Raw genomic sequence first — 24,630 nt, forward strand, 5'->3', positions numbered from 1 at the left:
ATGCCCCTCTACTAGAAACCTATACCTACTTGAGATCGTTAGGCATGTGTAGTGGTCAACCCATCCCGGACAGTGGGTTGAGTTTTTCTTCGGCCACCGCAGGCGGTAGCCCGTCGTTGAATTGATGCGGCCTGATCCAGTTGTAGCGGTGCATCAGGTAATGGCTAATGTCCCGCTGGGCTTCTTGCGCCGTCAGGTAGCCCGTCGACGGGATCCACTCCGACTTCAGGCTGCGGAACAGGCGCTCCATTGGCGAATTGTCCCAACAGTTCCCTCGACGGCTCATGCTCTGCTGCATCCGGTAGCGCCAGAGTCGCTGCCGGAACAGACGACTGGCGTACTGGGCGCCCTGATCTGAATGAAACAGCACCTGCTGTGGCTGGCCGCGTTGTTCGTAGGCCATGTCCAGCGCCTTGATCACCAACTCGGCGTCCGGCTTGGCCGAGAACGCCCAGCCGATTACCCGCCGTGTGTGCAGATCCAGCACCGCGGCCAGGTAATGCCAGCGGCCTTGCGCCCAGATGTAGGTGATATCGCCACACCACACCTGATTGGGACGCTGGACAGCGAACTCACGATTCAGCCGATTCGGGATATCTGGCCGCTCAACCGTAGCTTGTTTGTAGGCATGCGAGCCCGGCTGCTTGCTGACCAGGCCCAACTCACGCATCAACCGACGCACCCGGTAACGGCCGATGGTCACGCCCTCTTCGCGCAGTATGCCCAGGATGCTGCGGCTGCCGGCCGAGCCCCGACTCTGGCTGAACAACTGGTTGACCTGGCTGCGTAGCACAATGCGGCGAGCATCGACCCGACGACGTCGAAGACGGTGGACGTAGTAGCAAGACCGCGCCACATCGAAAGCTGAACAGACCACTTCCACCGATTCCTGCTCACTCAACTGGTCTATCAGCGCGTACGATCGAGTTCGTCCGACATCAAGAGAGCGGTAGCCTTTTTTAGGATCGCTTTCTCCCGCTCCAGCCGGTTGATCCGGGCCTCCAGTTCCTGGATCTTCTGCTGTTCGGGCGTCAGCGCCTTGCTCTTCGGGGTCATGCCTTGGCGTTCCGCCTGGAGCTGTTTCACCCAACGGCGCAAGGCCGAATCCACCACCCCCAGCGAACGGCAGGCCTCGATATGGCTGTAGCCCTGGTCCAGCACCAGGGCGGCGGCCTCTCGCTTGAACTCGGCGGAAAATGTACGTCGTTGCTTGCTCATCAGACACCTCTCTCAGGGCGAGGATTCTCGCCTAAATCGGTGTCCGGGATCAGTAGACCACTACAATGTAGCGAAAAGGCATGCCCAATTCACCACAACAGCCTAGCCAGACAAGGCAGATAGTACGGCACAGACGCTCATAGTTAAGGCCTGTGTGAATTCGGCTCAATGAACATACCGGCTCACATAGAGACTCCTCTAACCCCCGGCCTCGCCGGGGGGCACCGCCTCCGTCGGTTATCGTTGTCTGCGTGCGTATTCCGCCTCGAACAGCGACAGGGCGTCGCTGAGCAACGACAGCAAGGAGCCGGTGATACGGCAGGTGCTTTCGCCGGTCTTCGGTTTCGTCGAGCAGGTCGAGGACGCTCAGCGTTCCGATCGCCGACTCCAGCCGGCGGCGGGCGGTGTCGAACAGATCTTCGCTGGCTGCGCTGCAGTCCAGGTAGAGGGTGGCGCAGCCGGGATGCTGGTTGCATTGCGAGGTGCGTCGCAGGGGGATGAAGGTGGAAGGGGACTGTGCGGTGACAGTTTTGCCCGGCCAAGGCGTCGCTCGGGCAAGGTGCGAAGCGCTTCACAAAATGCCAAACAGAGGGCGAGCGCATCCCATCGCCAACACGTAATCGCCTTGAATGGCCGCTTCGATTCCTCGTCATGCGGGGATGCCGTGCCCGGCTCCAGCGCATCGCCACCCACACCGGAAACCCCATGCCCTACCGCGTTCTCCTGCTCATCCTGGCCCTGACGCCCGCCCTCGCCTCCTCCGCCACCCTGGACGAACGCCTGGGCGACCTTGAACACGCCTTCAAGCCCGACCTCGACGGGACGACAAGCGCAAAGCCGGCCAGCCCGCCGCCGGAGCGGTTCAAGCTGGCGCCGCTGGGCAGCGTGGTGCGCAAGAAAGAGTGCGCGACATCGAGCCTGCCGGACGAGCAGTCCAGCTGCGCGGCGCTGGAGTTCTGCACGGACTGCGCGCAGTAAGCGCAGCCTCCAGGCGGAGCGCCGGCAATCTCACTTGGCGAACAACTGGCCCAGGTCGCGGAAGCTCTTGAACTCCAGCGCGTTGCCACAGGGGTCGAAGAGGAACAGCGTGGCCTGCTCGCCGACCTGGCCCTTGAAGCGGATGTAGGGCTCGATCACGAAGTGGGTGCCGCGCTGCTTCAGGCGTTCGGCCAGGGCGTGCCAGTCGTCCCATGCGAGGACCACGCCGAAGTGCGGCACCGGCACGTCGTGACCGTCCACCGGGTTGCTGCCGGCGTGGCGCTGGGAATCGGTCTGCGGATGCTGGTGGATGACCAACTGGTGGCCGAAGAAGTCGAAGTCGACCCAGTGCTCGGCGGAGCGGCCTTCGCTCAGGCCGAAGACCTCGCCGTAAAAGCGCCGGGCGGCGGGCAGGTCGTGGACGGGGATGGCGAGGTGGAAGGGCATCAGGCTCATGGCGCGGTTCCTCTGTGGGTGTGCCGGGATTATTTGCCGTGCCGATTTCGATGGAAAGCGCATAATATTTCGCCTGAGCAATACTTTTTTCGAGGCTTGGATGATCCGCGAACTCCGCACCCTGGTCGCCGTGGCGCGCCGGGGCTCCTTCGCCGCGGCGGGGGAACAGGTGGGGCTGACGCAGTCGGCGGTGAGCGCGCAGATACGCGCGCTGGAACGCAGCGTCGGCGTCGAGTTGTTCAAGCGCACGCCGCGCGCGGCGCACCTGAACGAGGCCGGGCGGCAGGCGGTGCGTACGGCCGAGCAGATCCTCGCGCTGTTCGACGGCATCGGCCAGGGCGACAGCCCGCGCGGACGCCTGCGCATCGGTGCGGTGAACACGGCGCAGACCGGGCTGCTGCCGGAGGTGCTCAAGCGCCTCGCCGAACAGGCGCCACACATTGAGCCGCAGGTGGTGCCGGGCGTCTCGCTGCACCTGCTGGACCAGGTGGACGCCGCCGAACTGGACCTGGCGATCCTCATCCGCCCGCCGTTCAACCTGCCGCGCGGGCTCTCCGCGCAACGGGTCGAGCGCCAGCCGTTCGTGCTGATCGCGCCGCCGCAATGCACCGCGACGGATGCGCTGGAATTGCTGCGCACGCAACCGTTCATCCGCTACGACCATGTGTCCTTCGGCGGTCGCCTGGTGGGCGATTTCCTCGAGGCGCAGCAGCTCAGGCCGCGCCAGGTGATGGAGCTGGACGAGATCGACGCGATCGCGCGGATGGTGGAGAACGGTCTCGGCGTGGCGCTGCTGCCCCGGGCCGGGCTGTGGCTACGCGAGCCGGCGCGGGTACGGGTGATCGAACTGGGCGCGCTGGAATTCCAGCGCGAGCTGGTGATGGTCAGCCGCAGCGGTTCGGCGCAGGACGACCTGGTCGGTGAATTCCGCCGCGCCCTGCTGGCCGAGACGGCGGCTCAGGAGGCCGCGCCGACCACCGCGTAGCGCGGCGCCGGGCGCGCCAGCTCGCCGAGGAAGGTCCACAGGCGTTCGGCCTCGCCGGGTAGCGGCAGGCGGCGACGGATCAGGGTGTAGCGCAGCGGCACGTCGAAGCGCTGGCCGCCGGCGCGCACCAGGCGACGGCTGGCGAGGTCCTCGCGGACCAGGGTATGCGGCAGCCAGGCGACGCCCAGGCGCGATTGGGCGAAGAAGCGCAGGCCCTCGGTCTGGCTGGAGCTGTGATGGCGCTGGAGGAACAGGCCGCTGTCGCGCAGCAGCGGTTCCAGGGCCCAGCCCAGGTGGCATTCCTCGGAGTAGCCGAGGAACGACAGCGCTTCGGTCTGCAGGCGGTCGAGATTGAACAGCGGCTGGCCGGCGGCGTCCGGCGCGCAGACCGCCACCAGTTGTTCGTGGCCAAGCTCCAGGCGCTGGAACTCGGCTTCGCTGTCGATGCCCAGACGGCGCGACACCGCCTCGCCTTCGTCGAGCAACGCCACCACGTAGTCCACCGAGCCGTCGCGCAGGCGCGACAGGCATTGCGGCAGGTAATCGCAGTCGACGCTGAACTTGGCGCTGCGGAAGTCCGCCTGCAGGCGCGGAATCCAGTGCGGGAAGAACACCGAGGAGAGGATGTGCGGGGCGCAGAAACGAATGCGCCGCTGGGCGTCTTCGTCGCGCTCGCGGATCGACTGGCGCAGGTTGTCCAGGGCGCGCACCGCGTCCTGCGCCACGCCTTGCAACTGGCGGCCGGCCTCGGTCAGTTCGAGGGCGTGCTTGTGGCGCTCGAACACCGGCGCGCCGAGCCACTGTTCCAGGGTCTGGATACGCCGGCTGAGCCCGGACACGGAGACATGGCACTCCTGCGCCGCACGGCTGAAGCTCTTGATCCGACAGAGGACGAGGAAGTCCTTGAGCATCACCAGGTCGATCATCGTTGCGCGTTCCTCAACGGTCGGGCGTTTTCAGTCTACTTCGCGCGGCGGTGCCTGTTGCAAGGCTAAAGTTCGGTTTGTTTTGCCGATTTGGCAAGCAGCTCGTCGACTCCCGCAAAACAGACCGGGAAAACCGGCCCACAGTAGTGAGGTCGCGCTTTTCCAGCCATCGACCCGCCCGAGCATCGTGGCCGGGCGGGTCCGCCACGAGGACAGGACCATGCAGACATCCCCCGCTCCGGCCATCGTCGCCGGCGGCGCCTACCAGCCGGTGGTGCTCCACGCCGGCATCGCCTACGTCAGCGGCCAGTTGCCGCGCCAGCACGGCGAGCTGCGCTGGACCGGCAAGGTCGGCAGCGAACTCGACCTGGAACAGGCCCGCCAGGCCGCCCGGCTCTGCGCGGCGCGCTGCCTGCTGGCGCTGGAGGAGGCGCTGGGCGGCCTGCAACGGGTCGAGCGGCTGCTCAAGGTGACCGGCTACGTCGCCAGCGCGGCGGGTTTCGTCCAGCAGCCGGCGGTGATCGATGCCGCCAGCGAGTATTTCGACGAGGTGCTCGGCGCGCGCGGCGGCCACGCCCGCGCCGCCGTCGGCGTGGCCGAGCTGCCGCGCGGCGCCGCGGTGGAGGTGGAACTGATCGCGGCGGTGCGGCCATGAGCGCGCTCTTCCCCGCCGCCCCCGACGCCTTCGGTGCCGACGAACTGCTGCGCCTGCGCCGCGAGACCCCGGCCTGGGGCAGCTACGCGCACTTCGCCCACGGCTCCGCCAGTCTGCCGCCGCAGGTGCTCTACGAGGCCCTCGACAGCTGGCTGGAAGCCGAGCGGCGCTGGGGCGTGCAGCGCGCCGCCGAGCATTTCGCCGAGCCCTTGCAGGCGGTCCGCGACAGCGTCGCGCGGGTGCTCGGCACCCAGCCACGGCACATCGCCCTGCTCGACTGCGCCAGCCGCGCATGGTCGGTGGCCTTTGCCGCGGCCCTGGCCGCCCATCCACGGATACGGGCGATCAGCAGCTTCGACGAATACGGTTCCAACAGCCTGTGCCTGCTCGCCGCGCGCCAGCAGCGCGGGCTGGAGCTGCGCCTGATCGACGCGCGCGGCGACGCCGCACAGCTGTTGCAACGGCTCGACGAGCAGTTGCACGACCTCGCCCCCGGCCAGACGCCGCTGCTGTCGCTCAGCGCGGTGCCCACCGGGCATGGCGCGGCTACCGCACTGGAGGGCGTGGCCGAGCGCATCCGCGCCCATGACGGGCTGTTCTTCCTCGATGCCAGCCATGCGGTCGGCCAGTTGCCGCTGGCGGTGGAGGCGATCGGCTGCGACGTGCTGGTGTTCCCGCCGCGCAAGTGGCTGCGCGGACCGAAGGGACTCGGCGTGCTTTATCTCGGCGAACGTGCCCTGGAGCGCCTGGCCCTGCCCGACGGGCTGGACGTCGGCGGCGCGCAATGGAGCGACGCCTTCGCCCTGCAGGCGCGGGATGACGCGCGGCGCTTCGAATGCTCGGAGTTCAACCCGGGACTGCGCCTGGCGCTCAAGGCCAGTTGCGACTACCTGTTGCAGACCGACGTCCGGCGCATCGCCCGGCGTAACCGCCAGTTGCGCGAACGCATCGCCCAGCAGCTCTACCGCCGGCTCGGCTGGACGCCGCTGGAACAAGGGCCGCACGCCAGCGCGTTGATGACCTACGCGGCCCCCGAACTGAGCGGCGAGCAATGGCTGAAGCGCCTCCACGCGCGCGGCGTGAACGCCTCCTACATCGGCCCGCAGTATGCCCGCTGGGCGCTGCGCGAGCAGGCGCTGCCGGGGGTACTGCGCCTGACTCCGCACTACCTGACCGACGACGGCGAGATCGAGCGCCTCTGCGAGGCCCTGGAGGATTGCCTGCGACAGCGCGCCGCCAGTTGAGCGACCTTGCGCGAATGGCAACGTTGCGCCGCCGTGCCGGCGGTTGGCGCAACGCCGGGCGATTTGCGCAAGGTCTTTGTGCCGGCGGCAACGAGCGTTGCCGAATGCGCCGCGCACGGCCGCCGCCATGCGGTTTAAATCCCTCTCGTAGAACAACGCATAACGATCCCGCCAGCGACATCTTTCACCTGCCTGAGACACCGACGACTTTCGACGCCCTGGGCAGCCTTTCGGTCCGCCGCGGACCGCTCCGCCCTCAATGGAATGATGAATGGAGGAAAGACGACCATGACCGGATCCCGGAAAACCCTGATTCTCGGATGCGCCTCCACCGGCGCCAAGTTCACCCCGCGCAACCACGCCGCCACCGGTGACCGCCTGCTCGACAGCATCTGCACCGGCGCCACCATCCGCACCGCCCCCGGCGAACTGCTGGACGAAGCGCGCCAGCTCTACGAGATGGGTTGCCGCTACTACCACTATCATGCGCGCAACCCGCTGACCCAGGAACAGACCACCGACAACGACATCTACCAGGCGGTCAGCCGCGCCCTGCAGAACCGCTTCCCCGACCTGATGCTGAGCTTCGGCGCCAGCCGCAACGGCAGCGAGGTGCAGGAGAACATCCGCCGCTTCGGCGAGTGGGAGCGGGTCAGCCACTGCGCCATCCCGCTGCACCTGGGCGGTGCGCACTTCGTGACGATCCAGGCGGCCATCGAACTGCAGGTGATCTGCGAGCTGGAGAAGCAAAAGCGCAAGCTCGACCTCGACTATGCCTCCAGCCCGGCCTTCCTCGCCGACCTGCGCGACTATCAGCCGTCGACGGCGCTGGAAAGGGCCGAGTTGCAGACCCACTCCACCAGCAAGGGCGCCGACTACGGGGTGACCTCGCCGATGACCCAGTTCCAGGTCTACCGCAACGCCATCCAGGCGCGCCAGAAGCTCGGCCTGTTCCACGAGGTGGAGTGGGTGCAGCATGTGCGCAGCTACGCCATGACCCGTTTCGCCGTGGAGCACCCGCGCCTGCGCCTGGGCGGTTCCGGCCAGTTGAACGTGATCCTGCTGTTCGGCTTCTCGCCACGCCTGCCGTTCCCGGAGACCTACCAGCAGTTCCGCGCGGTGATCGAGAGCGCCAAGAGCCTGGAGTACGACATCGGCGAACCCGGCGTGCGCAAGCGCAAGGTCAGCATCACGGTCGGCGCGGCGGTGATGCCGCAGCATGCCGCGCAGCACTTCCGGCCGCTCGACGTCGGTCCTCGCGCCGGCACCCCGCTCTGCGCGGTGCGCCGGCTGGCCGCCTATGCCGCGCAGGCGGACAGCCAGGTCGATGTGCTGCGGGTCGGCATGGAGGACACGCCCTACGCGGTGGACGATGACGGCCGGGTGACGCTCAGCGACAACTGCCAGTTGCTGCGCCAGGCTCTCGACGAACTGCGCGCCAACGGCGCCGAGGCCGAGCTCGACGGCGAACGGATCTTCCAGCGCATGGGCATGGAACGCACCCTCGGCGAATACCTGTCGCTGCAGCGCCTGCATCCGCTCGGCGAAGCCAACTTCACCCTCGCACGGGAGTTCGTCCAGTGACCGCCGCCCTCGCCGCGAACCCGACCCAGCGCTACCGCTGGGTCATCCTGCTGATCGCCACCTTCGCCCAGGCCTGTGCCTGCTTCTTCGTCCAGGGCATCGGCGCGATCGCCGTGTTCATCCAGAACGACCTGCAACTCTCGTCGCTACAGATCGGCCTGCTGGTGTCGGCGGCGCAGCTGGTGCCGATCGTCGGCCTGCTGGTGGCCGGCGAGCTGCTCGACCGCTACTCCGAACGGCTGGTGGTCGGCCTCGGCACGCTGATCGTCGCGCTGGCCCTCTGCGCCTCGCTGTGGGCCACCGACTACCTGACCATCCTGCTGTTTCTGGTGGTCGTCGGCGCCGGCTACAGCACGGCGCAGCCGGGCGGCAGCAAGTCGGTGTCGCGCTGGTTCGCCAAGACCCAGCTGGGCTTCGCCATGGGCATCCGCCAGGCCGGGCTGCCGCTGGGCGGCGCGCTGTCCGCCGCGCTGCTGCCGTACCTGGCGGGGATCTACGGCTGGCGCAGCGCATTCCTCGCCGGCGGCCTGGTGGCGTTCCTCGGCGCGCTGGCCTTCATGCTCTTCTACCGTACCCCGCCGGACGCCCCGGCGCCCGGCGCGAACCCCGCCGAACGCGACCTGGGCGCGGTGGTGAAGTCGCGGCTGGCGATGATCACCGACCCGGCGATGAAGAACATCGTCTGTTCCGGGGTGGCGCTGATCTCGGTGCAGTACGGCATCCTGGTGTTCACCGTGCTCTACCTGCACGAGACCCTGGAGATCGGCATCGGCATGGCCGCGACCCTGCTGTTCGTCGCCCAGGGCTGCGGCGTCGCCGGGCGCATCCTGCTGGCCGCCTGGAGCGACCGCTGCCGCGCCGGGCGCTACTTCCCGGTGATGGTCTGCCTCGGCGCGGTGATCCTCGGCCTGCTGGCGCTGGTCCTGCTGCCCCTGCAATCACCGTTGGGGATGGGCCTGGTAGTGGCCTGGCTGGGCTTCTTCGGCTTCGGCTGGTACGGTCCCTGGGTGGCCTATGTGGCGGATACCGCGCCGGTCGGCAAGACCGGCTTCGCCCTCGGCCTGGCGATGGCCATCAACCAGCTGGCGATCGTTCTCGCGCCGCCGGCGCTGGGGCTGCTCAAGGACTTCAGCCACAGCTTCGTCCCCGGCTGGCTGGCACTCTGCCTGATGGCGGCGGTAGCCCTTGTGGTCACTGCCTGGAGCGGCCGCGGCCTGCCCACGGCGCTGCCACAGAAGCACTGAAGCGATGACGGCCACGGCCGAGGAGGCACGATGCGCGCGATCCTGTTCGATGTGTTCGGTACCCTGGTGGACTGGCGTTCCAGCCTGATCGAGCAGTTCCAGGCGTTGGAGCGCGAACTCGGCGGGACCCTGCCCTGCGTGGAACTGACCGACCGCTGGCGCCAGCAATACAAGCCGGCGATGGACCAGGTACGCAACGGCCAGGCGCCCTGGCAGCACCTCGACCAGTTGCACCGGCAGAGTCTCGAGGCCCTGGCCGGAGAGTTCGGCCTGGCGCTGGACGAGGCCCTGCTGCAACGCATCACTGGCTTCTGGCACCGCCTGCGGCCGTGGCCGGACACGCTCGCCGGGATGCACGCGCTGAAGGCCGACTACTGGCTCGCCGCGCTGAGCAACGGCAACACCGCGCTGATGCTCGACGTCGCGCGGCACGCCGGGCTGCCCTGGGACATGCTGCTGTGCGCCGATCTGTTCGGCCACTACAAGCCCGACCCGCAGGTCTACCTCGGCGCCTGCCGCCTGCTCGACCTGCCGCCGCAGGAGGTGATGCTCTGCGCGGCGCACAACTACGACCTCAAGGCCGCGCGCGCCCTCGGCCTGAAGACCGCGTTCATCGCCCGGCCGCTGGAATACGGCCCCGGCCAGACCCAGGACCTCGCCGCCGAGCAGGACTGGGACCTGATCGCCAGCGACCTGCCGGACCTGCACCGGCAACTGGCGGCCTCGGCCTGACCGACTTCCTCCTTCCTGCCCCCTGAACCGCTCGCCCAACCCGCGCGCCACGGCGCGCCGGGAAAGGCGCGCAGCGCCGGCACGCGTCCGGCAGGAGCTTCGTCATGTCCGCGAAGGATACCCCGGCCACCCAGGCCGCCGAGCCCGGTCGCGCACAACCGGTCGAAGTCCCCGGTGGCGGCCACTGGTGGCGCCGCCTGCTGGCCTTCGCCGGCCCCGGCTACCTGGTCGCGGTGGGCTACATGGACCCGGGCAACTGGGCCACCGACGTCGCCGGCGGCGCGCAGCTGGGCTACCTGCTGCTCTCGGTGATCCTGCTCTCCAGCCTGATGGCGATGCTGCTGCAGGCGCTGTCCGCGCGCCTGGGCATCGCCAGCGGCCTGGACCTGGCCCAGGCCTGCCGCGAACGCTACTCGCCGAGCACCTGCCGCCTGCTGTGGCTGGCCTGCGAGACGGCGATCATCGCCTGCGACCTGGCCGAGGTGATCGGCACCGCCATCGCCCTGAAGCTGCTGTTCGGCCTGCCGCTGGCCTGGGGCGCGTTGCTCTGCGTGGGCGACGCGCTGCTGGTGCTGGTCCTGATCGGACGTGGCCAGCGGCCGCTGGAGGCCTTCGTGGTGGCGTTGCTGACACTGATCTTCGCCTGCTTCGCGGTACAGTTGCTGCTCTCGCGTCCCGAACTCGGCGAGGTGCTCCAAGGGTTCTTGCCGAGCCCGCGGGTGCTCAGCGATCCGGCTGCCCTGTACCTGGCGATCGGCATCGTCGGCGCGACCGTCATGCCGCACAACCTCTACCTGCATTCCTCGCTGGTGCAGAGCCGCGCCTACCCGCGCAGCCTCGCCGGCAAGCGCCAGGCGCTGCGCTGGGCGGTGGCCGACAGCAGCCTGGCGCTGACCCTTGCGCTGCTGGTCAACGCGGCGATCCTGATCGTCGCCGCCAGCGTGTTCCACCGCAACGGGCACACCGAAGTGGTCGATATCGAGCAGGCCCACGCGCTGCTCTCGCCATTGCTCAGCCTGGAACTCGCCTCGCTGCTGTTCGCCGTGGCGCTGCTCGCGTCCGGCCTCAACTCGACGGTCACCACCACCCTGGCCGGGCAGATCGTCATGGAGGGCTTCCTCCGCCTGCGCCTGGCGCCCTGGGCGCGGCGCCTGCTGACCCGGGGCGTCGCGGTGCTGCCGGTGCTGCTGGTGACCCTGCTCTACGGCGAGGACGGCACCGCGCGGCTGCTGATCTTCAGCCAGGTGATCCTGTCGATGCAGTTGCCGCTGGCGGTGATCCCGCTGCTACAGTTCGTTTCCGACCGGCGCCTGATGGGCCCGCTGGCGATCGGCGCCGGGACCCGGTGGCTGGCCTGGGCGGTAGCGCTGGCGATCGTCGGCCTGAACCTGCAACTGCTGGCCGATTTCGCGTTCGGCTGAGCATTGCCTGAGGGCACGCTGCGCGGTGCGGGACGCGCACTCAGGCAATGCTCAGCCATCGAGACCGCGGGGAAAACGGTCGGCCACCAGGTTCAAGGCGATGCCATGCTCCAGGCAGGCCTTGAGTCCGGCCAGCACCAGGGTGAAACCTTCGGTGGCGTCGACCACCCGCGGGATGACTTCTTCCGGGGTGCCAACGAAACCGCTGTTGCGGATGCTGACGAAGGTCCCGGCGCCGGGCAGTTCCTCGAACAGCCACTCCACCTGGGAAGGGTTGCTGTCGCCATTCGGCCATTCGATGAGGATGCGGCGGTTCGTTTGCAGGTCTTTCACTTCGATTTCCTGGGAAACCCCGTACATGTCCCAGTGCCAGCGCAGCCGTTTCCCGGCTTCGAGGCGGGCATCGCCGCGGCTGAACCAGAACCTGGCGGTGATGGCCGGATCGACGAAGGCTTCGAAGACCTCGGCGATGGGGCGGCGGATCAGCATTTCCGCCTTGGCGACGACCTGTGCGACGGCAGTCATGGCAAGTCCTCCATGGGGGTGGGCAAGGGAGCGGCCGCCGCATCGGGCGGCCGCTCGCGGTTAATGGCTCAGGCCGGGTATTTCTCGTTCAGAGCGTAGAGGATCGCCGCCGTCTCCACATCCAGCGCGCCGTCGTAGTTCTCCGGGCGGAAATGCATCTGGAAGGCGCGCAGCAGGCTGGCGAAGTAGGCGTCGTCGACCGTCGCCGGCAGCGCATAGCCGTACAGGCGGAACGCCTCCAGCAGGTCGGCGCGCGGCGGCAGGCCGTCGCGCTCGAAGCCTTCGCGATAGCGATCGCGGGTGGCGTCGTCGTACCAGGCGCCGATACCGGCCTCGTAGAGTTCCTTCCAGGGCAGCTTCGGACCCGGGTCGGACTTGCGCCCGACGGCGATGTCGGAGTAGCCGACCACGTTCTTCGGGGTCATGTCCGGGTAGCGCTGCAGGATGTTCTTCGCCAGTTGCTTGAGTGCGTTGATCTGCGAGCGCTCGTAGTCGGGGAAGGTGAACACGCCGTCGTCGTCGCGGGCGAGGTTGACGATCTCGATGCCGATGGAGGTGTCGTTGAGGTTGTCGCGGCGCGCCCAGCCGCTGACGCCGGCGTGCCAGGCGCGGTCTTCCTCGGCGACCAGGTTGAAGATGCGCTGGCCCTTGAAGCCGGCGGCCTTGTAGCTGGGGTCGTGCGGCGCCGGGATCAGGTAGTGGGCGCTGGCGGCGCCGGTGGTCAGCGCCTTGACCGAAGCGGCGAAGTCGAGCGCGGTGTAGTGCAGCACCAGGAAGCGCACGCGTTTGCCGTAGGGGGTAGTGGTGCGATAGCTGTTGTAGTCGATGGTCAGCATGGTTTTCACCTTTTTGCGGATGATGGAAAGCCCCCGGCCACAGGCTCGCCTGTAGCTAGGGACGTCGATGCAGCGATGAGGTTCAGGGGCCGGCCGAGGAAACGCGGGCCCCGGCTAAACCGGAAGGAAGAAGACCGGGCATAAAAAAGCCCGGCACGCGGCCGGGCAAAAGGGATACACCAAAGGCAAGCCCCAGCGAACTGGGGGTACGGGGGCTCACCGAGGCCACTGAACGATGGCGTTATGACAGCAGTCGGCACAACCGAACTTTAAGTTGGCCGGACGCCATGCGGGCGCACGCCAGAGCCTTTCGCACCGGTCGCCGCCCGCTGCGTCCGTTGCGCGGCGGGCGGAAACGACGAAGCCCGGCGCTGGGGCCGGGCTTCGAGGGCGACCACGGGAAACGTGATCATGGGAAAAAACTACCGCGAGCGTCCCGCCGCGTGCAACACCGTTCGTCCGTTGGCCGCTCTACTTTGCACTTCTTCACAAAGTCCACCAATAGCCATACAGACCCTCGACAGAGCGGCTACTACTCTATCCACGCCAGGTCCGATTGCTCCTCCATCTCCTGGCATTCCCGGCCACTGTCCACCCCCGCACAGTGGCTTTTTTTCGCCTGCGCCTAGCGTCGTGCCAGCGGCGCCTCGTCCCGCGCCAGCATCAGCGCCAGGATGCAGCCGAGGAGGAACGCCTGCAGCGCCAGGCGAGCGGCCAGCAGCGTCGGCGGGAAGGATGGGAACAGGTCGGGGTGCTGCCACATGTAGAGGTTGGCCGGGGTCACGCAGAGGGTCAGGATGAACAGCCCGCACGCCGCCAGCCGGCGCCATGCCGGCACCAGCAGGGCGGCGGCGCCGAGCAGTTCGAAGACCCCGCTGACCCACACCGCCGCCAGCGGCCAGGGCACGTAGGGCGGGACGATGCCGACGAAGAAATCGGTGAAGACGAAATGGCCCAGCCCACCCAGCAGGAACCAGGCGGACACGAAGGCCAGGAGCAGCGTGCGAGCGGGCGACGGCATGAATAACCTCGGCGCGGCGATGGAACGGCAATCCTGCCACGCGCCGCCGACGCCAGGCCCATAACCTTTGCCCGGTTGGCAGGCGTCCGCCGAAACAAATGCTCAAACATTCCCGCCGCCGGGGCGACATCTGCTCAAAAAATGTCCTGGCCTTTCTTCGTCGAAAGACATACAATCCGGGACTGCGTACCAAACTGAAAGTCAATCAGGCTTTACCCCACGACCGGGCCCACAGATGAAAAGGGCTCTACCATCAGGGTTACAGCCTTCCGATGGTTCTTCGGTCGCCACTCTTCTGAAGCAATCCCCTGCCACGCAGGGCCGATGGGAAGACCGGCGTCCCGCAATACCACCCGCAGATTGATCAGGATCCTGGCCTGGAAACTTTCCTGCCAATCGATCCTCTGATTAGTACCTGAACTGCCAGCTTGCTCTTTTCGAAAAAAGCCGGCATAACCAGTACGTTCCCCCGACACAAAGCTTTCTTGGCACTGTCACGGAGCGGGAACATTTGCAATATACGCTGCTCCATAAGCGTGAAAGTAAAGGAACATAAGAATATGTCTATTCAACATCGTACTCAGGATGCAATTCGCACCCTAACCGCCGCATTTGCGCCGTTCGACTGCCTGATCCAGGCAACTCGTAAAGGAAACTTCAGTTTCACCATCGTTGACCAGCATGGCGTGGCCTGCCACAGCGAGCGCCTGTATCCGGAGCAGTACGACGACTCCGGCAAAATGGAAGAAGTGATCAATCGAGTTCGCAAGAAAACACTGGCTGCCTGAATCATGCAAGCATCAGCGCGAATGCAAGGAAAAGCCCCGTCCCCGACGGGGCTTTTTTGTGGGACAGCGAAAAATACAGGTTAAGTTGAAGAAAGTTCCCACGCAGGAAATAAATATTTACTTATTCCTTTTTAAATATTTCCTCGCCAACTTCGTCATATTCCCGCGGCCAGGGGAAACAAGCGCAGGCCGTTTCTCCCGTACTCCACTCAGACGATCGCCAGGTTTCGCTTGCGGGTAGGCGACGGGAACGCCTGGTCGAGCGCCCGCAGGTCGTCGGCGCTCAGTTCCAGGTCGGCCGCCGCCGCATTCTGGCGGATGTGAGCGGACGTCACCGCCTTCGGGATCGCGATCACCCCCTGCTCCAGTAGCCAGGCCAGGGCGACCTGGGCGCTGCTGGCGTCGTGGCGCGCGGCGATCTCGCCGAGCGCCGGGTGCCGTAGCAGCCTGCCGCCCTGCCCCACCGGACAGTAGGCCATCACCGGCATGCCGCGCTCCTGGCACCAGGGCAGCAGGTCGTATTCGATACCGCGTTCCTCCAGGTTGTACATAACCTGGTTGGCGGCACAGGCGCTGCCGTCCAGTTCGTACATGTCGCCCAGGTCGAAGTTGGACACGCCCCAGCGCAGGATCTTGCCCTGGTCGCGCAACCGCTCGAAGGCTTCGATGGTTTCCTCCAGCGGATACCGGCCCTGCCAGTGCAGCAGGTAGAGGTCGATGGTTTCGCAACCGAGCCGGCGCAGGCTGCGCTCGCAGGCTGCCGGCAGACCCTTGCGGCTGGCGTTGTGCGGGTAGACCTTGCTGACCAGGAAGACCTCTTCGCGGCGTCCCGCGATAGCCGCGCCGACCACGTCCTCGGCGCCGCCCTCGGCGTACATCTCGGCGGTATCGATCAGCGTCATCCCCAGCTCGATGCCTTCGCGCAGCGCCGCGACCTCGCGCTTGCGTTCGCCGGGCTGCTCGCCGATATGCCAGGTACCCTGGCCGATGGCGGCGACCTCCTGGCCATCGATCAGCGTGAGCGTTTTCATGCAGCGTCTCCTGTGGTGAATGGACGGGGCCTCATGCCCAGGGATCATAGCTGCCGAAGCTCCAGACGTGGCCCTCCGGATCGCGGCAAGTGAAGCCGCGACCGCCGTAGTCCTCGTCCTTGATGTCGATGACGATCTCGGCGCCGGCGGCCTGGGCGCTGCGGAACAGGGCGTCGGGATCGGCGACCACCAGGTAGAGGCTCTGGGTATTGCCGCCGGCTTCATCGACGTGCCGCATCAGCCGACCGTAGGCGTTGTCGCGGACGCTCGAGCCGAGCATCAGCATGCCGTTGGCGCCGTTCGGGCTGGCGTAGGTCAACTCGGCGTGGAGCACCTGTCCGTCCTCGCCGGGCACCACCAGCTTGCGCTGGAAGCCGAAGGTCCGGCACAGCCAGTCGATGGCGGCCGGCGCATCGCGGTAACGCAGGCAGGGAATGACGCTGGCGACGGTGTTGCTGGCGGGCGTGTGCATGGCGCATACCTCCGGGGGAAAGCACGACCACCAGCATAGACGCTGGACCGGACCGCCCCCGAGGCACGGATGGGCGGCGCGCCCTTCAGCGCAGCAGCGCCAGCACTCCGCCGAGCAACGGCACTCCGGCGGCGCAAGGCAATGCCCAGCGTGGCCGCCAGGCGAGCAGCAGGACCAGCGTGCCGGCCGCCAGCATCAGCAAGCAGGACCAGAAGACGATGCCGATCTCCACGCCCTGCCGGTGGATCGAGAAGGCCAGCGCCAGGCCCAGGTCGAGCAGCGCCACGCCGCGTAGCAGAAGCACCCGGGAAGCCGACGGCTGGTGGCCGAGGAGGTTCTTGTGGTGGCGGTTCATGGCCAGGCAGAGAGCGGTGAAGGCCAGCAGGTTGAGGCCGAAGACCAGCAGCATCAGGCCACCTCCTGGACGTTCAGGCGTCGCCGGGCAGGCTTGCTCGACGCTTGCCGACGTCGCCAGCCGAGCCAGGCGCAGAGCAGGCCGAGGCCCAGCAGGCTGAGGTCGACGCCGGCCAGCACCCAGTCGCCGCGCTGCAGGCTGGCCAGCAGGTTGCCTTCCGGGCTACGCAGCAGGCCGAGCAGCGGCAGGCCCAGCGCCAGCACGGCGGCGAGGCGCAGTTGCGTGCGACCGAGGGTCCCGCTGTTGCGGCGGACGATGGCCCACAGCGCGACCAGCGCCCAACTGGCGCAAAACACGCGGATCTCCCAGGTGTCGCGGCCGGCCAGTTGCGTCGGCAGCAGGCGGTTGCCCCACAGCAGCGCCAGGCTGGCCAGCGGCAGGCCGCCGCAGACCGCCAGGTTCAGCGCCCGCACCAGACCAACGCCGCGACTGCCGCGGGCCTCGCGCTTGGCCAGCCAGACCTGCAACCCGCCGAAGATCATCATCGCCCCGGACAGCCCGAGCAACAGGTACATCCAGCGCACCAACTGGCCGCCCCACTGGATCATGTGCAGGCCGGTCAGCCAGCCGTAGGTGGCGTAGCCGGGCGCATAGGACGGCTGGGCATGCAGCAGTTCGCCGCTGGAGGCATCGAAGTTGACCGTGCGCTGGTCGTCGAGGATGCGCGAGGCGTCGCGCCGGCGGATGTCCACGGTGGCCGCCTCGTCATAGGGATGGTGGACGCTGATCCAGCCCGGCGCGCCGCCGTCGGCCCAGACCTTGCCGGCCTCGACGATCAGGCCGTCGATGGACGCCGGCGGCCCCGCCGGGCGGCCGACTTCCTCGCGTTCGTAGGAGCCCTGCACTTCATGGAAGAAGCGCTCGCTATCGTTCTGGTAGACCACCTGCAGGCCCGCCTGCATGTAGTAGACGATGAAGATCACCAGGCCGGTGTAGGCGATCATCAGGTGGAACGGCAGGCCGATCACCCCCAGCACGTTGTGCGCGTCGAGCCAGGCGCGCTGCCGCGCCGCCTGCGGGCGCAGGGTGAAGAAGTCCTTGAAGATCCGCCGGTGCACGATGGTCCCGCTGACCAGCGCCACCAGCATCAGCATCCCGGCGATGCCGACGATGTACAGGCCGACCATGCCGGCGTGCAGGTCGTAGTGCAGGGTGAAGAAGAACTCGCCGCCGACCGTCTTCGGCAGCGGCTGGCCACTCACCGCGTCCAGCTGGAAGGCCTTGAACTCGCTGCCGTCGCGCGGTTCCCAGCCGGCGTTCCAGTAAGGCGCCCGCGCGCTCGGCGGCAGCATCCACCAGGCATGGGCATCGGGAGCGCGCTGGCGCAACCAGTCGCGCACCTGGTCGGCGCCCAGCGACTGCGCGCCGGGCAGGTGCAGGTCCGGCTGCATCCAGCGGGTCAGCTCCTTGTCGAAGCTGGCCAGGCTGCCGGCGAAGACGATGACGAACAGCAGCCAGCTGACCAGCAGCCCCGACCAGGTATGCAGGCCGGACATCGATTGACGCAGGTTCATGGACGCGCTCCGTAGTCGAGGCCGAGCCAGGCCAGGCCGCCCAGCGCCAGGCTGGCCAGCGCCAGCACCCAGCAGGCGCGCCAGGCGCTGCGCGCGGCGAAGGCGTAGACGATGGCCGCGACCCACACGGCGAAGCAGCCGAGGCTGCCGAACGAGACCCGGTCGGGACGCGGCAGCGGCAGGTAGATGCTCAGGCAGACGGTGACCGCATAGGCCAGCGCGTAGCCAAGCAGGACCGCGACGAGGATGCGGCCGGTGACGGACAGTCCGCCGGCCAGGGCCTGGCTGGTCATGGGGCGGCGTCCCGGGTGGAAACAGGGCCTTGCATCGTCGCTACCTCGTCTGGCTGGCACGGCGACGCCGCGCTCGCGGGTGGCGAGGCGGTCGTCGATTCGGAAGGTTTGCGACTGTATCTCAATTACGTTCGCATTTGTACTTGCTCCGGACGACCGCCAGGTCGCGGCACGCCTGGGATTGCCGGGGTCCGACGAGAGCGGGTCGTATCCCGCCGTCCCCGCCCGCCTCGCCATACGTCCATCTCCGCTCTGCGCAAGCGCGTCGAGCTTGGTAATATCGGCTGTTTGCGGTTTCGGCTGGTTCCGCCGAAGGACATACCGGATGACTTCACCCTCCGCCCCAGACACCCAGCTCAGCCTGGCCATCGACCCGGCCCGGCCGTATGCGCGGCTGACCCTCGGCAGCCACGTGCACAGCGGCTACGACCTGCGCAGCGGACGCATGCAGAGCATTTCCCGGCACCGCGCGGCGCTGGCCTTCATCTATGCCGGCGAGGCGGTTTCCGGGCGTCCCGGCAGCGAGCCACGGGTGGCCCAGCGGCGTATAGAACGGCGTCCGGCGCACGAGCAGGAATACCGCGAGACCCTGCGCCGCCTCGGCTTCAAGCCGGCGACCCGGCGCAGCGACGCGCTCGAGGAAAGCGCCGGCGAGATGTTCGAACTGCCCGGCGACAACGCCTGGCTGCACTTCATGCAGGACGACCTGCCGCGCCTGCGCCAGCAGGGCTGGTTCATCGACATCCGCGCCGACTTCGCCTACGACCTGACGCCCATCGACGCCTGGTACGCCGAGGTCGAGGAAGCCGACGACCGCCAGTGGTTCGAGCTGGAACTGGGCATCCAGGTCGCCGGACAGCGGGTCAGCCTGCTGCCGGCTCTGACCGAGCTGATCCGCCGCAGCCCGGCCCTGCTCGATCCGCGCGCCCTCGCCCGGCACGCCGACGAAGAGCAACTGGTGCTGCGCCTGGAACTCAACCCGCCGCTGCGCGTGGCGCTGCCCTTCGGCCGCCTGAAGCCGGTGCTGGCGACGCTTTCCGACTTCTACCTGGGCGACCCCGAACCGCAGCGCAAGCTGCGCCTGGGCGCACCGGACGCGGCGCGCCTGGCCGATCTCGACGAGTTGCCGCTGGCCTGGGAAGGCGGCGACAACCTGCGCGACTTCGCCCGCCGCCTACGCAGTTTCCAGGCTCGTCCGGCGACCCCGCCGCAAGGCCTGCGCGCCGAACTGCGGCCCTACCAGCTCGAAGGCCTGAGCTGGATGCAGACCCTGCGCGAACTCGACAGCGGCGGCGTGCTGGCCGACGACATGGGGCTGGGCAAGACCTTGCAGTCGCTGGCCCACGTGCTCCTGGAAAAGCAGGCCGGGCGGCTCGACACGCCGGCGCTGGTGGTGATGCCCACCAGCCTGATCCCCAACTGGCTGGACGAGGCCGAGCGCTTCGCCCCCGATCTGCGCGTGCTGGCCCTGCACGGCGCCGGCCGGCGCCGCGACTTCGCCCGCATCGACGAGCACGACCTGGTGCTGACCACCTATGCCTTGCTGCCACGCGACGCCGCCGAGCTGGGCAAGCGGCGGTTCCACCTGCTGATCCTCGACGAGGCGCAGAACATCAAGAACGCCACCACCAAGGCCGCCGTCGCCGCCCGCGAGCTAGCGGCACGGCATCGCCTGTGCCTGACCGGCACGCCGCTGGAGAACCACCTCGGCGAACTCTGGTCGCTGTTTCATTTCCTGATGCCCGGCTGGCTCGGCGATGCCCGCCAGTTCGCCCAGGACTACCGCACGCCGATCGAGAAGCACGGCGACGAGGCACGCCTCAGCCACCTGGCCGCGCGCCTGCGGCCGTTCCTGCTGCGACGGACCAAGGAACAGGTGGCCTCGGAACTGCCGCCGAAGAGCGAGTTCACCCAGTTCGTCGAACTCAGCGAGGCGCAACGCGAACTCTACGAGACCGTGCGCCTGGCGCTGGACCGCAAGGTCCGCGAGGAGATCGCCCGGCGCGGCCTGGCGCGCAGCCGCATCGTGATCCTCGAGGCGCTGCTCAAGCTGCGCCAGGTCTGCTGCGATACGCGCCTGCTGCAACGCCAGGAAGACGGCGCGCGCAGCGGCCGGGCGCTCAGCTCGGGCAAGCTGGCCTACCTGCTCGACATGCTCGACGAACTGATCGCCGAGGGTCGCCGGGTCCTGCTGTTCTCGCAGTTCACCTCGATGCTCGCGCTGATCGAGGACGCCCTGCGCCAGCGCGGCGTCGACTACGTCCTGCTGACCGGCGAGACCCGCGACCGCCGAGCCCCGGTACAGCGCTTCCAGAGCGGCAAGGTGCCGGTGTTCCTGATCAGCCTGAAGGCAGGCGGGGTCGGCCTCAACCTGACCGCGGCGGACACCGTGATCCACTACGATCCCTGGTGGAACCCGGCGGTGGAGAACCAGGCCAGCGACCGCGCCTACCGCATCGGCCAGGACAAGCCGGTGTTCGTCTACCGGCTGATCGCCCGCGGCACGGTGGAAGAGAAGATCCAGCACCTGCAGCAGGAAAAGGCCGCCCTCGCCGACGGCCTGTTCAGCGAAGGCAACGGCGACGGCTGGAAGCTCGACGAGGCCGATATCGACGCGCTGTTCGCGCCCCTGCCCAAGGCGCTCTGAGCGCCGCCCGGATTCAGCGCGCGACGCCGCGGTAGACGTAGGTCATCGGCCGCGGCCCGGGCAGGTAGCCCTGTTCCAGCTCGTCGATGCGAAAGCCGGCCTCGCGCAGCAAGGCCGGCATGTCGCGGTCCAGGTGGCAACCGCCGGCCAGCGGTTTCCACCAGGGCGTCAGGCGCCGTTGCCAGGCCAGCACCGAGGCGTCCGGCGCGCGCCCGTGCTCGCAGAACAGCAATTCGCCGCCACGCTTCAGCACCCGACGCATCTCGCCCAGCGCCGGCAGCGGCGCGGCGATGGAGCAAAGGGTGAAAGTGCAGACGATGGTGTCGAAGCTTTCCGCCTCGGCGCGGATCTCGCCAAGCTCGAGGGCGACCATTTCCACCGGGATGCCGATTTGCGCCGCGCGCTCGCGGGCCAGCGCCTGCATTTGCGCGGCCGGGTCGACGCCGACGATCGCCGACACCTTCGCCGCATCGTAGAAGCCCAGGTTGAGCCCGGTGCCCAGACCGACCTCCAGCACCCGCCCATGGGCGCGCGGCACCAGCAGCGAACGCTGCTTCATCACGTCGCCCATGCCGCAGGCGAAGTCGATCAGGCGCGGCAACACGTAACGGTCATAGATGCCCACGAAACTCTCTCCTGGCACAGCGACTGGAGGGGAAAGCATAGACCAGCGATGCATTAGACGATTGTCGACAATCAAGCGACGAATGATTGACCCCACGCAATCCAGGCGGTAGCTTTCGCAAACATTGTCGACACATCGACCCGGACAGCCAGTACCATGACCCAGAACCCGCCCCCTCTCGAGATTGCCCATGACGACGGCGAGACCTTGTCGGAACACGTCTTCCGCAAGATCCAGAGCGCCATCGTCAGCGGCGAGATCGCGCCGGGCAGCAAGATCTCCGAGCCGGAGCTGGCGCGCACCTACGGCATCAGCCGCGGCCCGCTGCGCGAGGCGATCCACCGCCTGGAAGGCCTGCGCCTGCTGGTGCGGGTGCCGCATGTCGGGGCGCGGGTGGTGTCGCTGAGCCACGCCGAGCTGATCGAACTCTACGAGATCCGCGAGTCCCTGGAAGGCATGGCCTGCCGACTGGCCGCCGAGCGCATGAGCCAGGCCGAGATCGACGAGTTGCGCCGGGTGCTCGACACCCACGAGCGCGACGAGGCGTTCCAGGCCGGGCGCGGCTATTACCAGCAGGAAGGCGACTACGACTTCCACTACCGGATCATCCAGGGCAGCGGCAACGCCACCCTCACCCGCATGCTCTGCGGCGAGCTCTACCAACTGGTGCGGATGTACCGCATCCAGTACTCGACCACACCGAACCGGCCGCGCCAGGCCTTCGCCGAACACCACCGCATTCTCGACGCCATCGCCGACCGTGACGGCGAACTGGCCGAGCTGCTGATGCGCCGCCACATCAGTGCGTCGCGCCGCAATATCGAGCGCCAGCTGGAACCCCAGCCGGCGAAGCTCGCCTCCGCTTCCTCCACCGTCTAAGAGGTCCGTGATGAGCCAGACGTCCCTTACCCCCGGCCAGCGCTTCCGCGAAGCCGTGGCCACCGAGCACCCGCTGCAGGTGGTCGGCACCATCAACGCCAACCACGCCCTGCTGGCCAAGCGCGCCGGCTTCAAGGCCATCTACCTGTCCGGCGGCGGCGTCGCCGCCGGTTCCCTGGGCCTGCCGGACCTGGGCATCAGCGGCCTCGACGACGTGCTCACCGACGTGCGCCGGATCACCGACGTCTGCGACCTGCCACTGCTGGTGGACGTCGACACCGGCTTCGGCTCCTCGGCGTTCAACGTCGCCCGCACGGTGAAGTCGATGATCAAGTTCGGCGCCGCCGCGATGCATATCGAGGACCAGGTCGGTGCCAAGCGCTGCGGCCATCGGCCGAACAAGGAGATCGTCTCGCAGCAGGAGATGGTCGACCGCATCAAGGCCGCCGTCGATGCCCGCAGCGACGACTCCTTCGTGATCATGGCGCGCACCGACGCGCTGGCCGTGGAAGGCCTGCAGGCCGCCATCGACCGCGCCTGCGCCTGCGTCGAGGCCGGCGCCGACATGATCTTCCCGGAAGCCATGACCGAACTGGCCATGTACAAGGAGTTCGCCGCCGCGGTGAAGGTGCCGGTGCTGGCCAACATCACCGAGTTCGGCGCCACCCCGCTGTTCACCACCGACGAACTGGCCTCCGCCGACGTGTCCCTGGTGCTCTACCCGCTGTCGGCCTTCCGCGCCATGAACAAGGCGGCGGAGAACGTCTACACCGCGATCCGTCGCGACGGCACCCAGAAGAACGTGATCGATACCATGCAGACCCGCATGGAGCTGTACGATCGCATCGATTACCACAGCTTCGAGCAGAAGCTCGACGCGCTCTTCGCGCAGAAGAAGAACGCCTGAGCATCGAGCCCGGCGTGCGCCTGAGCGCCGGTCCGCGAACCCCGTGAAACCGAGTTGCAGCATCCAGAAAAAATTCAAGAAAGGAGAGAGCAATGGCTGAAGCAAAAGTACTGAGTGGCGCCGGCCTGCGTGGCCAGGTGGCCGGCCAGACAGCCCTGTCCACCGTCGGCCAGGAAGGCGCCGGCCTGACCTACCGTGGCTACGACGTCCGCGACCTGGCGGCGGCGGCGATCTTCGAGGAAGTCGCCTACCTGCTGCTCTACGGCGAACTGCCGAACAAGCAACAGCTCGACGCCTACCTGAAGAAGCTCCAGGGCCAGCGCGACCTGCCGCAGGCGCTGAAGGAAGTTCTCGAACGGATTCCGAAGGACGCCCACCCGATGGACGTGATGCGCACCGGCGCCTCGGTCCTCGGCACCCTGGAACCGGAGCTGAGCTTCGACCAGCAGCGCGACGTCGCCGACCGCCTGCTCGCCGCCTTCCCGGCGATCATGACCTACTGGTACCGCTTCACCCACGAAGGCCAGCGCATCGACTGCAACAGCGACGAGCCGACCATCGGCGGGCACTTCCTCGCCCTGCTCCACGGCAGGAAGCCCAGCGAGCTGCACGTGAAGGTGATGAACGTCTCGCTGATCCTCTACGCCGAGCATGAGTTCAACGCATCCACCTTCACCGCGCGGGTTTGCGCCTCGACCCTGTCCGACCTCTACTCCTGCGTCACCGGCGCCATCGGCTCGCTGCGCGGCCCGCTGCACGGCGGCGCCAACGAGGCGGCGATGGAACTGATCGAACGCTTCTCTTCGCCGCAGGAAGCCACCGCCGAGCTGCTGAAGATGCTCGAGCGCAAGGACAAGATCATGGGCTTCGGGCATGCCATCTACAAGGATTCCGACCCGCGCAACGAAGTGATCAAGGGTTGGTCGAAGCAGCTCGCCGACGAGGTCGGCGACAAGGTCCTGTTCGCGGTTTCCGAAGCCATCGACAAGACCATGTGGGAGCAGAAGAAGCTGTTCCCCAACGCCGACTTCTACCACGCCTCGGCGTATCACTTCATGGGCATCCCGACCAAGCTGTTCACGCCGATCTTCGTCTGCTCGCGGACCAGCGGCTGGACCGCCCACGTCTTCGAACAGCGCGCCAACAACCGCATCATCCGCCCGAGCGCCGAGTACACCGGCGTCGAACAGCGCGCGTTCGTGCCGCTGGAGCAACGCTGATCCACGCCGTCCGG

Annotated in this window: 25 protein-coding genes and 1 pseudogene; 13 read left to right on the forward strand and 13 right to left on the reverse strand. The window is 67.6% G+C overall.

Translation table 11 applies throughout. The annotated features are described in order from the left end of the window. Window positions 1-55: 55 nt before the first annotated feature. Window positions 56-1,218, reverse strand: a protein-coding gene (locus tag VQ067_RS22080; RefSeq protein ID WP_126518922.1) for an IS3 family transposase whose coding sequence is annotated in 2 segments (ribosomal slippage) — window positions 56-963 and window positions 963-1,218 — 1,164 coding nt in all. Because the reading frame shifts where the segments join, the coding sequence is not laid out codon by codon here. A gap of 237 nt (window positions 1,219-1,455) precedes the next feature. Then, window positions 1,456-1,717: pseudogene (locus VQ067_RS22085) on the reverse strand (hypothetical protein). A 206-nt stretch (window positions 1,718-1,923) separates the two neighbouring features. Between VQ067_RS22085 and VQ067_RS22090 the strand changes: the two are divergent. Next, window positions 1,924-2,196 carry a hypothetical protein gene (locus VQ067_RS22090; protein ID WP_003085667.1) on the forward strand — a complete coding sequence of 91 codons (273 nt, stop codon included), beginning with the start codon at window positions 1,924-1,926 and terminating at the stop codon, window positions 2,194-2,196. Window positions 2,197-2,226: 30 nt separating this feature from the next. On the opposite strand, the gene VQ067_RS22095 is transcribed toward VQ067_RS22090, so the two are convergent. Continuing rightward, a complete protein-coding gene (locus VQ067_RS22095) occupies window positions 2,227-2,652 on the reverse strand; it encodes a VOC family protein (RefSeq protein WP_033991429.1) in 426 nt (141 codons plus the stop codon). 100 nt (window positions 2,653-2,752) lie between these two features. Here VQ067_RS22095 and VQ067_RS22100 point away from each other — a divergent pair, with 100 nt between their 5' ends. After that, complete coding sequence (locus VQ067_RS22100; RefSeq protein WP_003140892.1) at window positions 2,753-3,637, forward strand: LysR substrate-binding domain-containing protein; 885 nt, start codon at window positions 2,753-2,755, stop codon at window positions 3,635-3,637. On the opposite strand, the gene VQ067_RS22105 is transcribed toward VQ067_RS22100, so the two are convergent. Continuing rightward, window positions 3,610-4,563: a LysR family transcriptional regulator gene (locus VQ067_RS22105; protein WP_003085661.1), complete on the reverse strand. Its 954-nt coding sequence runs from the start codon at window positions 4,561-4,563 to the stop codon at window positions 3,610-3,612. The genes VQ067_RS22100 and VQ067_RS22105 overlap by 28 nt on opposite strands. A 220-nt stretch (window positions 4,564-4,783) precedes the next feature. Here VQ067_RS22105 and VQ067_RS22110 point away from each other — a divergent pair, with 220 nt between their 5' ends. The 6 genes from VQ067_RS22110 to VQ067_RS22135 all read left to right on the forward strand — a co-directional run bounded on the left by VQ067_RS22110 (window position 4,784) and on the right by VQ067_RS22135 (window position 11,443). Further along, window positions 4,784-5,218, forward strand: a complete 435-nt coding sequence (locus tag VQ067_RS22110; RefSeq protein ID WP_003158601.1) for a RidA family protein — start codon at window positions 4,784-4,786, stop codon at window positions 5,216-5,218. Beyond that, complete coding sequence (locus VQ067_RS22115) at window positions 5,215-6,462, forward strand: aminotransferase class V-fold PLP-dependent enzyme (protein ID WP_033991431.1); 1,248 nt, start codon at window positions 5,215-5,217, stop codon at window positions 6,460-6,462. The genes VQ067_RS22110 and VQ067_RS22115 overlap by 4 nt, the downstream gene beginning before the upstream one ends. A gap of 288 nt (window positions 6,463-6,750) precedes the next feature. After that, window positions 6,751-8,046, forward strand: a complete 1,296-nt coding sequence (locus VQ067_RS22120; protein ID WP_023097949.1) for a 3-keto-5-aminohexanoate cleavage protein — start codon at window positions 6,751-6,753, stop codon at window positions 8,044-8,046. Beyond that, a complete protein-coding gene (locus VQ067_RS22125) occupies window positions 8,043-9,290 on the forward strand; it encodes an MFS transporter (protein ID WP_033991433.1) in 1,248 nt (415 codons plus the stop codon). Before VQ067_RS22120 ends, VQ067_RS22125 begins: the two co-directional genes overlap by 4 nt. A 30-nt stretch (window positions 9,291-9,320) precedes the next feature. Continuing rightward, window positions 9,321-10,022: a haloacid dehalogenase type II gene (locus VQ067_RS22130; RefSeq protein WP_033991436.1), complete on the forward strand. Its 702-nt coding sequence runs from the start codon at window positions 9,321-9,323 to the stop codon at window positions 10,020-10,022. A 104-nt stretch (window positions 10,023-10,126) separates the two neighbouring features. Next, window positions 10,127-11,443, forward strand: a complete 1,317-nt coding sequence (locus tag VQ067_RS22135; protein WP_033995176.1) for an Nramp family divalent metal transporter — start codon at window positions 10,127-10,129, stop codon at window positions 11,441-11,443. A gap of 51 nt (window positions 11,444-11,494) precedes the next feature. Here the strand turns inward: VQ067_RS22135 and VQ067_RS22140 are convergent, their stop codons facing one another. The 3 genes from VQ067_RS22140 to VQ067_RS22150 form a co-directional block, all read right to left on the reverse strand. After that, window positions 11,495-11,968, reverse strand: coding sequence for an SRPBCC family protein (locus VQ067_RS22140; protein WP_003085649.1), 474 nt, complete (start codon window positions 11,966-11,968; stop codon window positions 11,495-11,497). A 68-nt stretch (window positions 11,969-12,036) separates the two neighbouring features. Further along, window positions 12,037-12,804, reverse strand: coding sequence for an N-acetylmuramoyl-L-alanine amidase AmpDh3 (gene ampDh3 / locus VQ067_RS22145; RefSeq protein ID WP_340080915.1), 768 nt, complete (start codon window positions 12,802-12,804; stop codon window positions 12,037-12,039). 625 nt (window positions 12,805-13,429) lie between these two features. Continuing rightward, window positions 13,430-13,825: a DoxX family protein gene (locus tag VQ067_RS22150; RefSeq protein ID WP_003114197.1), complete on the reverse strand. Its 396-nt coding sequence runs from the start codon at window positions 13,823-13,825 to the stop codon at window positions 13,430-13,432. A 560-nt stretch (window positions 13,826-14,385) separates the two neighbouring features. Here VQ067_RS22150 and VQ067_RS22155 point away from each other — a divergent pair. Next, window positions 14,386-14,613, forward strand: coding sequence for a hypothetical protein (locus VQ067_RS22155; protein WP_003085644.1), 228 nt, complete (start codon window positions 14,386-14,388; stop codon window positions 14,611-14,613). A gap of 209 nt (window positions 14,614-14,822) precedes the next feature. Here VQ067_RS22155 and VQ067_RS22160 read toward each other — a convergent pair whose 3' ends face one another. The 5 genes from VQ067_RS22160 to VQ067_RS22180 form a co-directional block, all read right to left on the reverse strand. Further along, the gene (locus tag VQ067_RS22160; RefSeq protein WP_023092173.1) at window positions 14,823-15,644 is read right to left on the reverse strand and encodes an aldo/keto reductase; all 822 of its coding nucleotides are present in this window, start codon (window positions 15,642-15,644) and stop codon (window positions 14,823-14,825) included. A gap of 31 nt (window positions 15,645-15,675) precedes the next feature. Continuing rightward, complete coding sequence (locus VQ067_RS22165) at window positions 15,676-16,116, reverse strand: VOC family protein (protein ID WP_003085641.1); 441 nt, start codon at window positions 16,114-16,116, stop codon at window positions 15,676-15,678. A gap of 85 nt (window positions 16,117-16,201) precedes the next feature. Continuing rightward, window positions 16,202-16,525, reverse strand: a complete 324-nt coding sequence (locus VQ067_RS22170; RefSeq protein ID WP_004364132.1) for a DUF3325 domain-containing protein — start codon at window positions 16,523-16,525, stop codon at window positions 16,202-16,204. Then, window positions 16,525-18,045 carry a PepSY-associated TM helix domain-containing protein gene (locus tag VQ067_RS22175; RefSeq protein WP_023092174.1) on the reverse strand — a complete coding sequence of 507 codons (1,521 nt, stop codon included), beginning with the start codon at window positions 18,043-18,045 and terminating at the stop codon, window positions 16,525-16,527. Before VQ067_RS22175 ends, VQ067_RS22170 begins: the two co-directional genes overlap by 1 nt. Continuing rightward, window positions 18,042-18,338, reverse strand: coding sequence for a DUF3649 domain-containing protein (locus VQ067_RS22180; protein WP_023092175.1), 297 nt, complete (start codon window positions 18,336-18,338; stop codon window positions 18,042-18,044). The genes VQ067_RS22175 and VQ067_RS22180 overlap by 4 nt, the downstream gene beginning before the upstream one ends. Window positions 18,339-18,993: 655 nt before the next feature. On the opposite strand from VQ067_RS22180, the gene VQ067_RS22185 reads away from it, so the two are divergent. Then, entirely contained in the window at window positions 18,994-20,985 is a 1,992-nt protein-coding gene (locus tag VQ067_RS22185) for a DEAD/DEAH box helicase (protein WP_003140910.1), read from the forward strand. Between the two features lie 13 nt (window positions 20,986-20,998). Here VQ067_RS22185 and VQ067_RS22190 read toward each other — a convergent pair whose 3' ends face one another. Beyond that, on the reverse strand, window positions 20,999-21,649 hold the full coding sequence (locus VQ067_RS22190; protein WP_073656955.1) for a class I SAM-dependent methyltransferase: 651 nt from the start codon (window positions 21,647-21,649) through the stop codon (window positions 20,999-21,001). 117 nt (window positions 21,650-21,766) lie between these two features. On the opposite strand from VQ067_RS22190, the gene VQ067_RS22195 reads away from it, so the two are divergent. The 3 genes from VQ067_RS22195 to prpC all read left to right on the forward strand — a co-directional run bounded on the left by VQ067_RS22195 (window position 21,767) and on the right by prpC (window position 24,616). Continuing rightward, complete coding sequence (locus VQ067_RS22195; RefSeq protein ID WP_003085635.1) at window positions 21,767-22,489, forward strand: GntR family transcriptional regulator; 723 nt, start codon at window positions 21,767-21,769, stop codon at window positions 22,487-22,489. A 10-nt stretch (window positions 22,490-22,499) separates the two neighbouring features. Continuing rightward, window positions 22,500-23,396: a methylisocitrate lyase gene (gene prpB / locus VQ067_RS22200; protein WP_003103044.1), complete on the forward strand. Its 897-nt coding sequence runs from the start codon at window positions 22,500-22,502 to the stop codon at window positions 23,394-23,396. A gap of 92 nt (window positions 23,397-23,488) precedes the next feature. Then, on the forward strand, window positions 23,489-24,616 hold the full coding sequence (prpC, locus tag VQ067_RS22205) for a bifunctional 2-methylcitrate synthase/citrate synthase (protein ID WP_003085628.1): 1,128 nt from the start codon (window positions 23,489-23,491) through the stop codon (window positions 24,614-24,616). The last annotated feature ends 14 nt before the right edge of the window (window positions 24,617-24,630 follow it).

Source organism: Pseudomonas sp. KBN12P06040, from assembly GCF_037574965.1.
Classification (GTDB): Bacteria; Pseudomonadota; Gammaproteobacteria; order Pseudomonadales; family Pseudomonadaceae; genus Pseudomonas; species Pseudomonas aeruginosa.

Excerpts from the sequence above, each read along its gene's own strand:
- VQ067_RS22090 (WP_003085667.1), top strand. The coding sequence starts at position 1,924 with ATGCCCTACCGCGTTCTCCTGCTCATCCTGGCCCTGACGCCCGCCCTC.
- VQ067_RS22115 (WP_033991431.1), top strand. The coding sequence starts at position 5,215 with ATGAGCGCGCTCTTCCCCGCCGCCCCCGACGCCTTCGGTGCCGACGAA.
- VQ067_RS22155 (WP_003085644.1), top strand. The coding sequence starts at position 14,386 with ATGTCTATTCAACATCGTACTCAGGATGCAATTCGCACCCTAACCGCC.
- VQ067_RS22100 (WP_003140892.1), top strand. The coding sequence starts at position 2,753 with ATGATCCGCGAACTCCGCACCCTGGTCGCCGTGGCGCGCCGGGGCTCC.
- VQ067_RS22105 (WP_003085661.1), bottom strand. The coding sequence starts at position 4,563 with ATGATCGACCTGGTGATGCTCAAGGACTTCCTCGTCCTCTGTCGGATC.
- prpB (WP_003103044.1), top strand. The coding sequence starts at position 22,500 with ATGAGCCAGACGTCCCTTACCCCCGGCCAGCGCTTCCGCGAAGCCGTG.
- VQ067_RS22175 (WP_023092174.1), bottom strand. The coding sequence starts at position 18,045 with ATGAACCTGCGTCAATCGATGTCCGGCCTGCATACCTGGTCGGGGCTG.
- VQ067_RS22160 (WP_023092173.1), bottom strand. The coding sequence starts at position 15,644 with ATGAAAACGCTCACGCTGATCGATGGCCAGGAGGTCGCCGCCATCGGC.
- VQ067_RS22095 (WP_033991429.1), bottom strand. The coding sequence starts at position 2,652 with ATGAGCCTGATGCCCTTCCACCTCGCCATCCCCGTCCACGACCTGCCC.
- VQ067_RS22165 (WP_003085641.1), bottom strand. The coding sequence starts at position 16,116 with ATGCACACGCCCGCCAGCAACACCGTCGCCAGCGTCATTCCCTGCCTG.
- VQ067_RS22150 (WP_003114197.1), bottom strand. The coding sequence starts at position 13,825 with ATGCCGTCGCCCGCTCGCACGCTGCTCCTGGCCTTCGTGTCCGCCTGG.
- ampDh3 (WP_340080915.1), bottom strand. The coding sequence starts at position 12,804 with ATGCTGACCATCGACTACAACAGCTATCGCACCACTACCCCCTACGGC.
- VQ067_RS22180 (WP_023092175.1), bottom strand. The coding sequence starts at position 18,338 with ATGACCAGCCAGGCCCTGGCCGGCGGACTGTCCGTCACCGGCCGCATC.
- VQ067_RS22120 (WP_023097949.1), top strand. The coding sequence starts at position 6,751 with ATGACCGGATCCCGGAAAACCCTGATTCTCGGATGCGCCTCCACCGGC.
- VQ067_RS22135 (WP_033995176.1), top strand. The coding sequence starts at position 10,127 with ATGTCCGCGAAGGATACCCCGGCCACCCAGGCCGCCGAGCCCGGTCGC.
- VQ067_RS22140 (WP_003085649.1), bottom strand. The coding sequence starts at position 11,968 with ATGACTGCCGTCGCACAGGTCGTCGCCAAGGCGGAAATGCTGATCCGC.
- VQ067_RS22170 (WP_004364132.1), bottom strand. The coding sequence starts at position 16,525 with ATGCTGCTGGTCTTCGGCCTCAACCTGCTGGCCTTCACCGCTCTCTGC.
- VQ067_RS22185 (WP_003140910.1), top strand. The coding sequence starts at position 18,994 with ATGTTCGAACTGCCCGGCGACAACGCCTGGCTGCACTTCATGCAGGAC.
- prpC (WP_003085628.1), top strand. The coding sequence starts at position 23,489 with ATGGCTGAAGCAAAAGTACTGAGTGGCGCCGGCCTGCGTGGCCAGGTG.
- VQ067_RS22130 (WP_033991436.1), top strand. The coding sequence starts at position 9,321 with ATGCGCGCGATCCTGTTCGATGTGTTCGGTACCCTGGTGGACTGGCGT.
- VQ067_RS22110 (WP_003158601.1), top strand. The coding sequence starts at position 4,784 with ATGCAGACATCCCCCGCTCCGGCCATCGTCGCCGGCGGCGCCTACCAG.
- VQ067_RS22190 (WP_073656955.1), bottom strand. The coding sequence starts at position 21,649 with ATGCTTTCCCCTCCAGTCGCTGTGCCAGGAGAGAGTTTCGTGGGCATC.
- VQ067_RS22195 (WP_003085635.1), top strand. The coding sequence starts at position 21,767 with ATGACCCAGAACCCGCCCCCTCTCGAGATTGCCCATGACGACGGCGAG.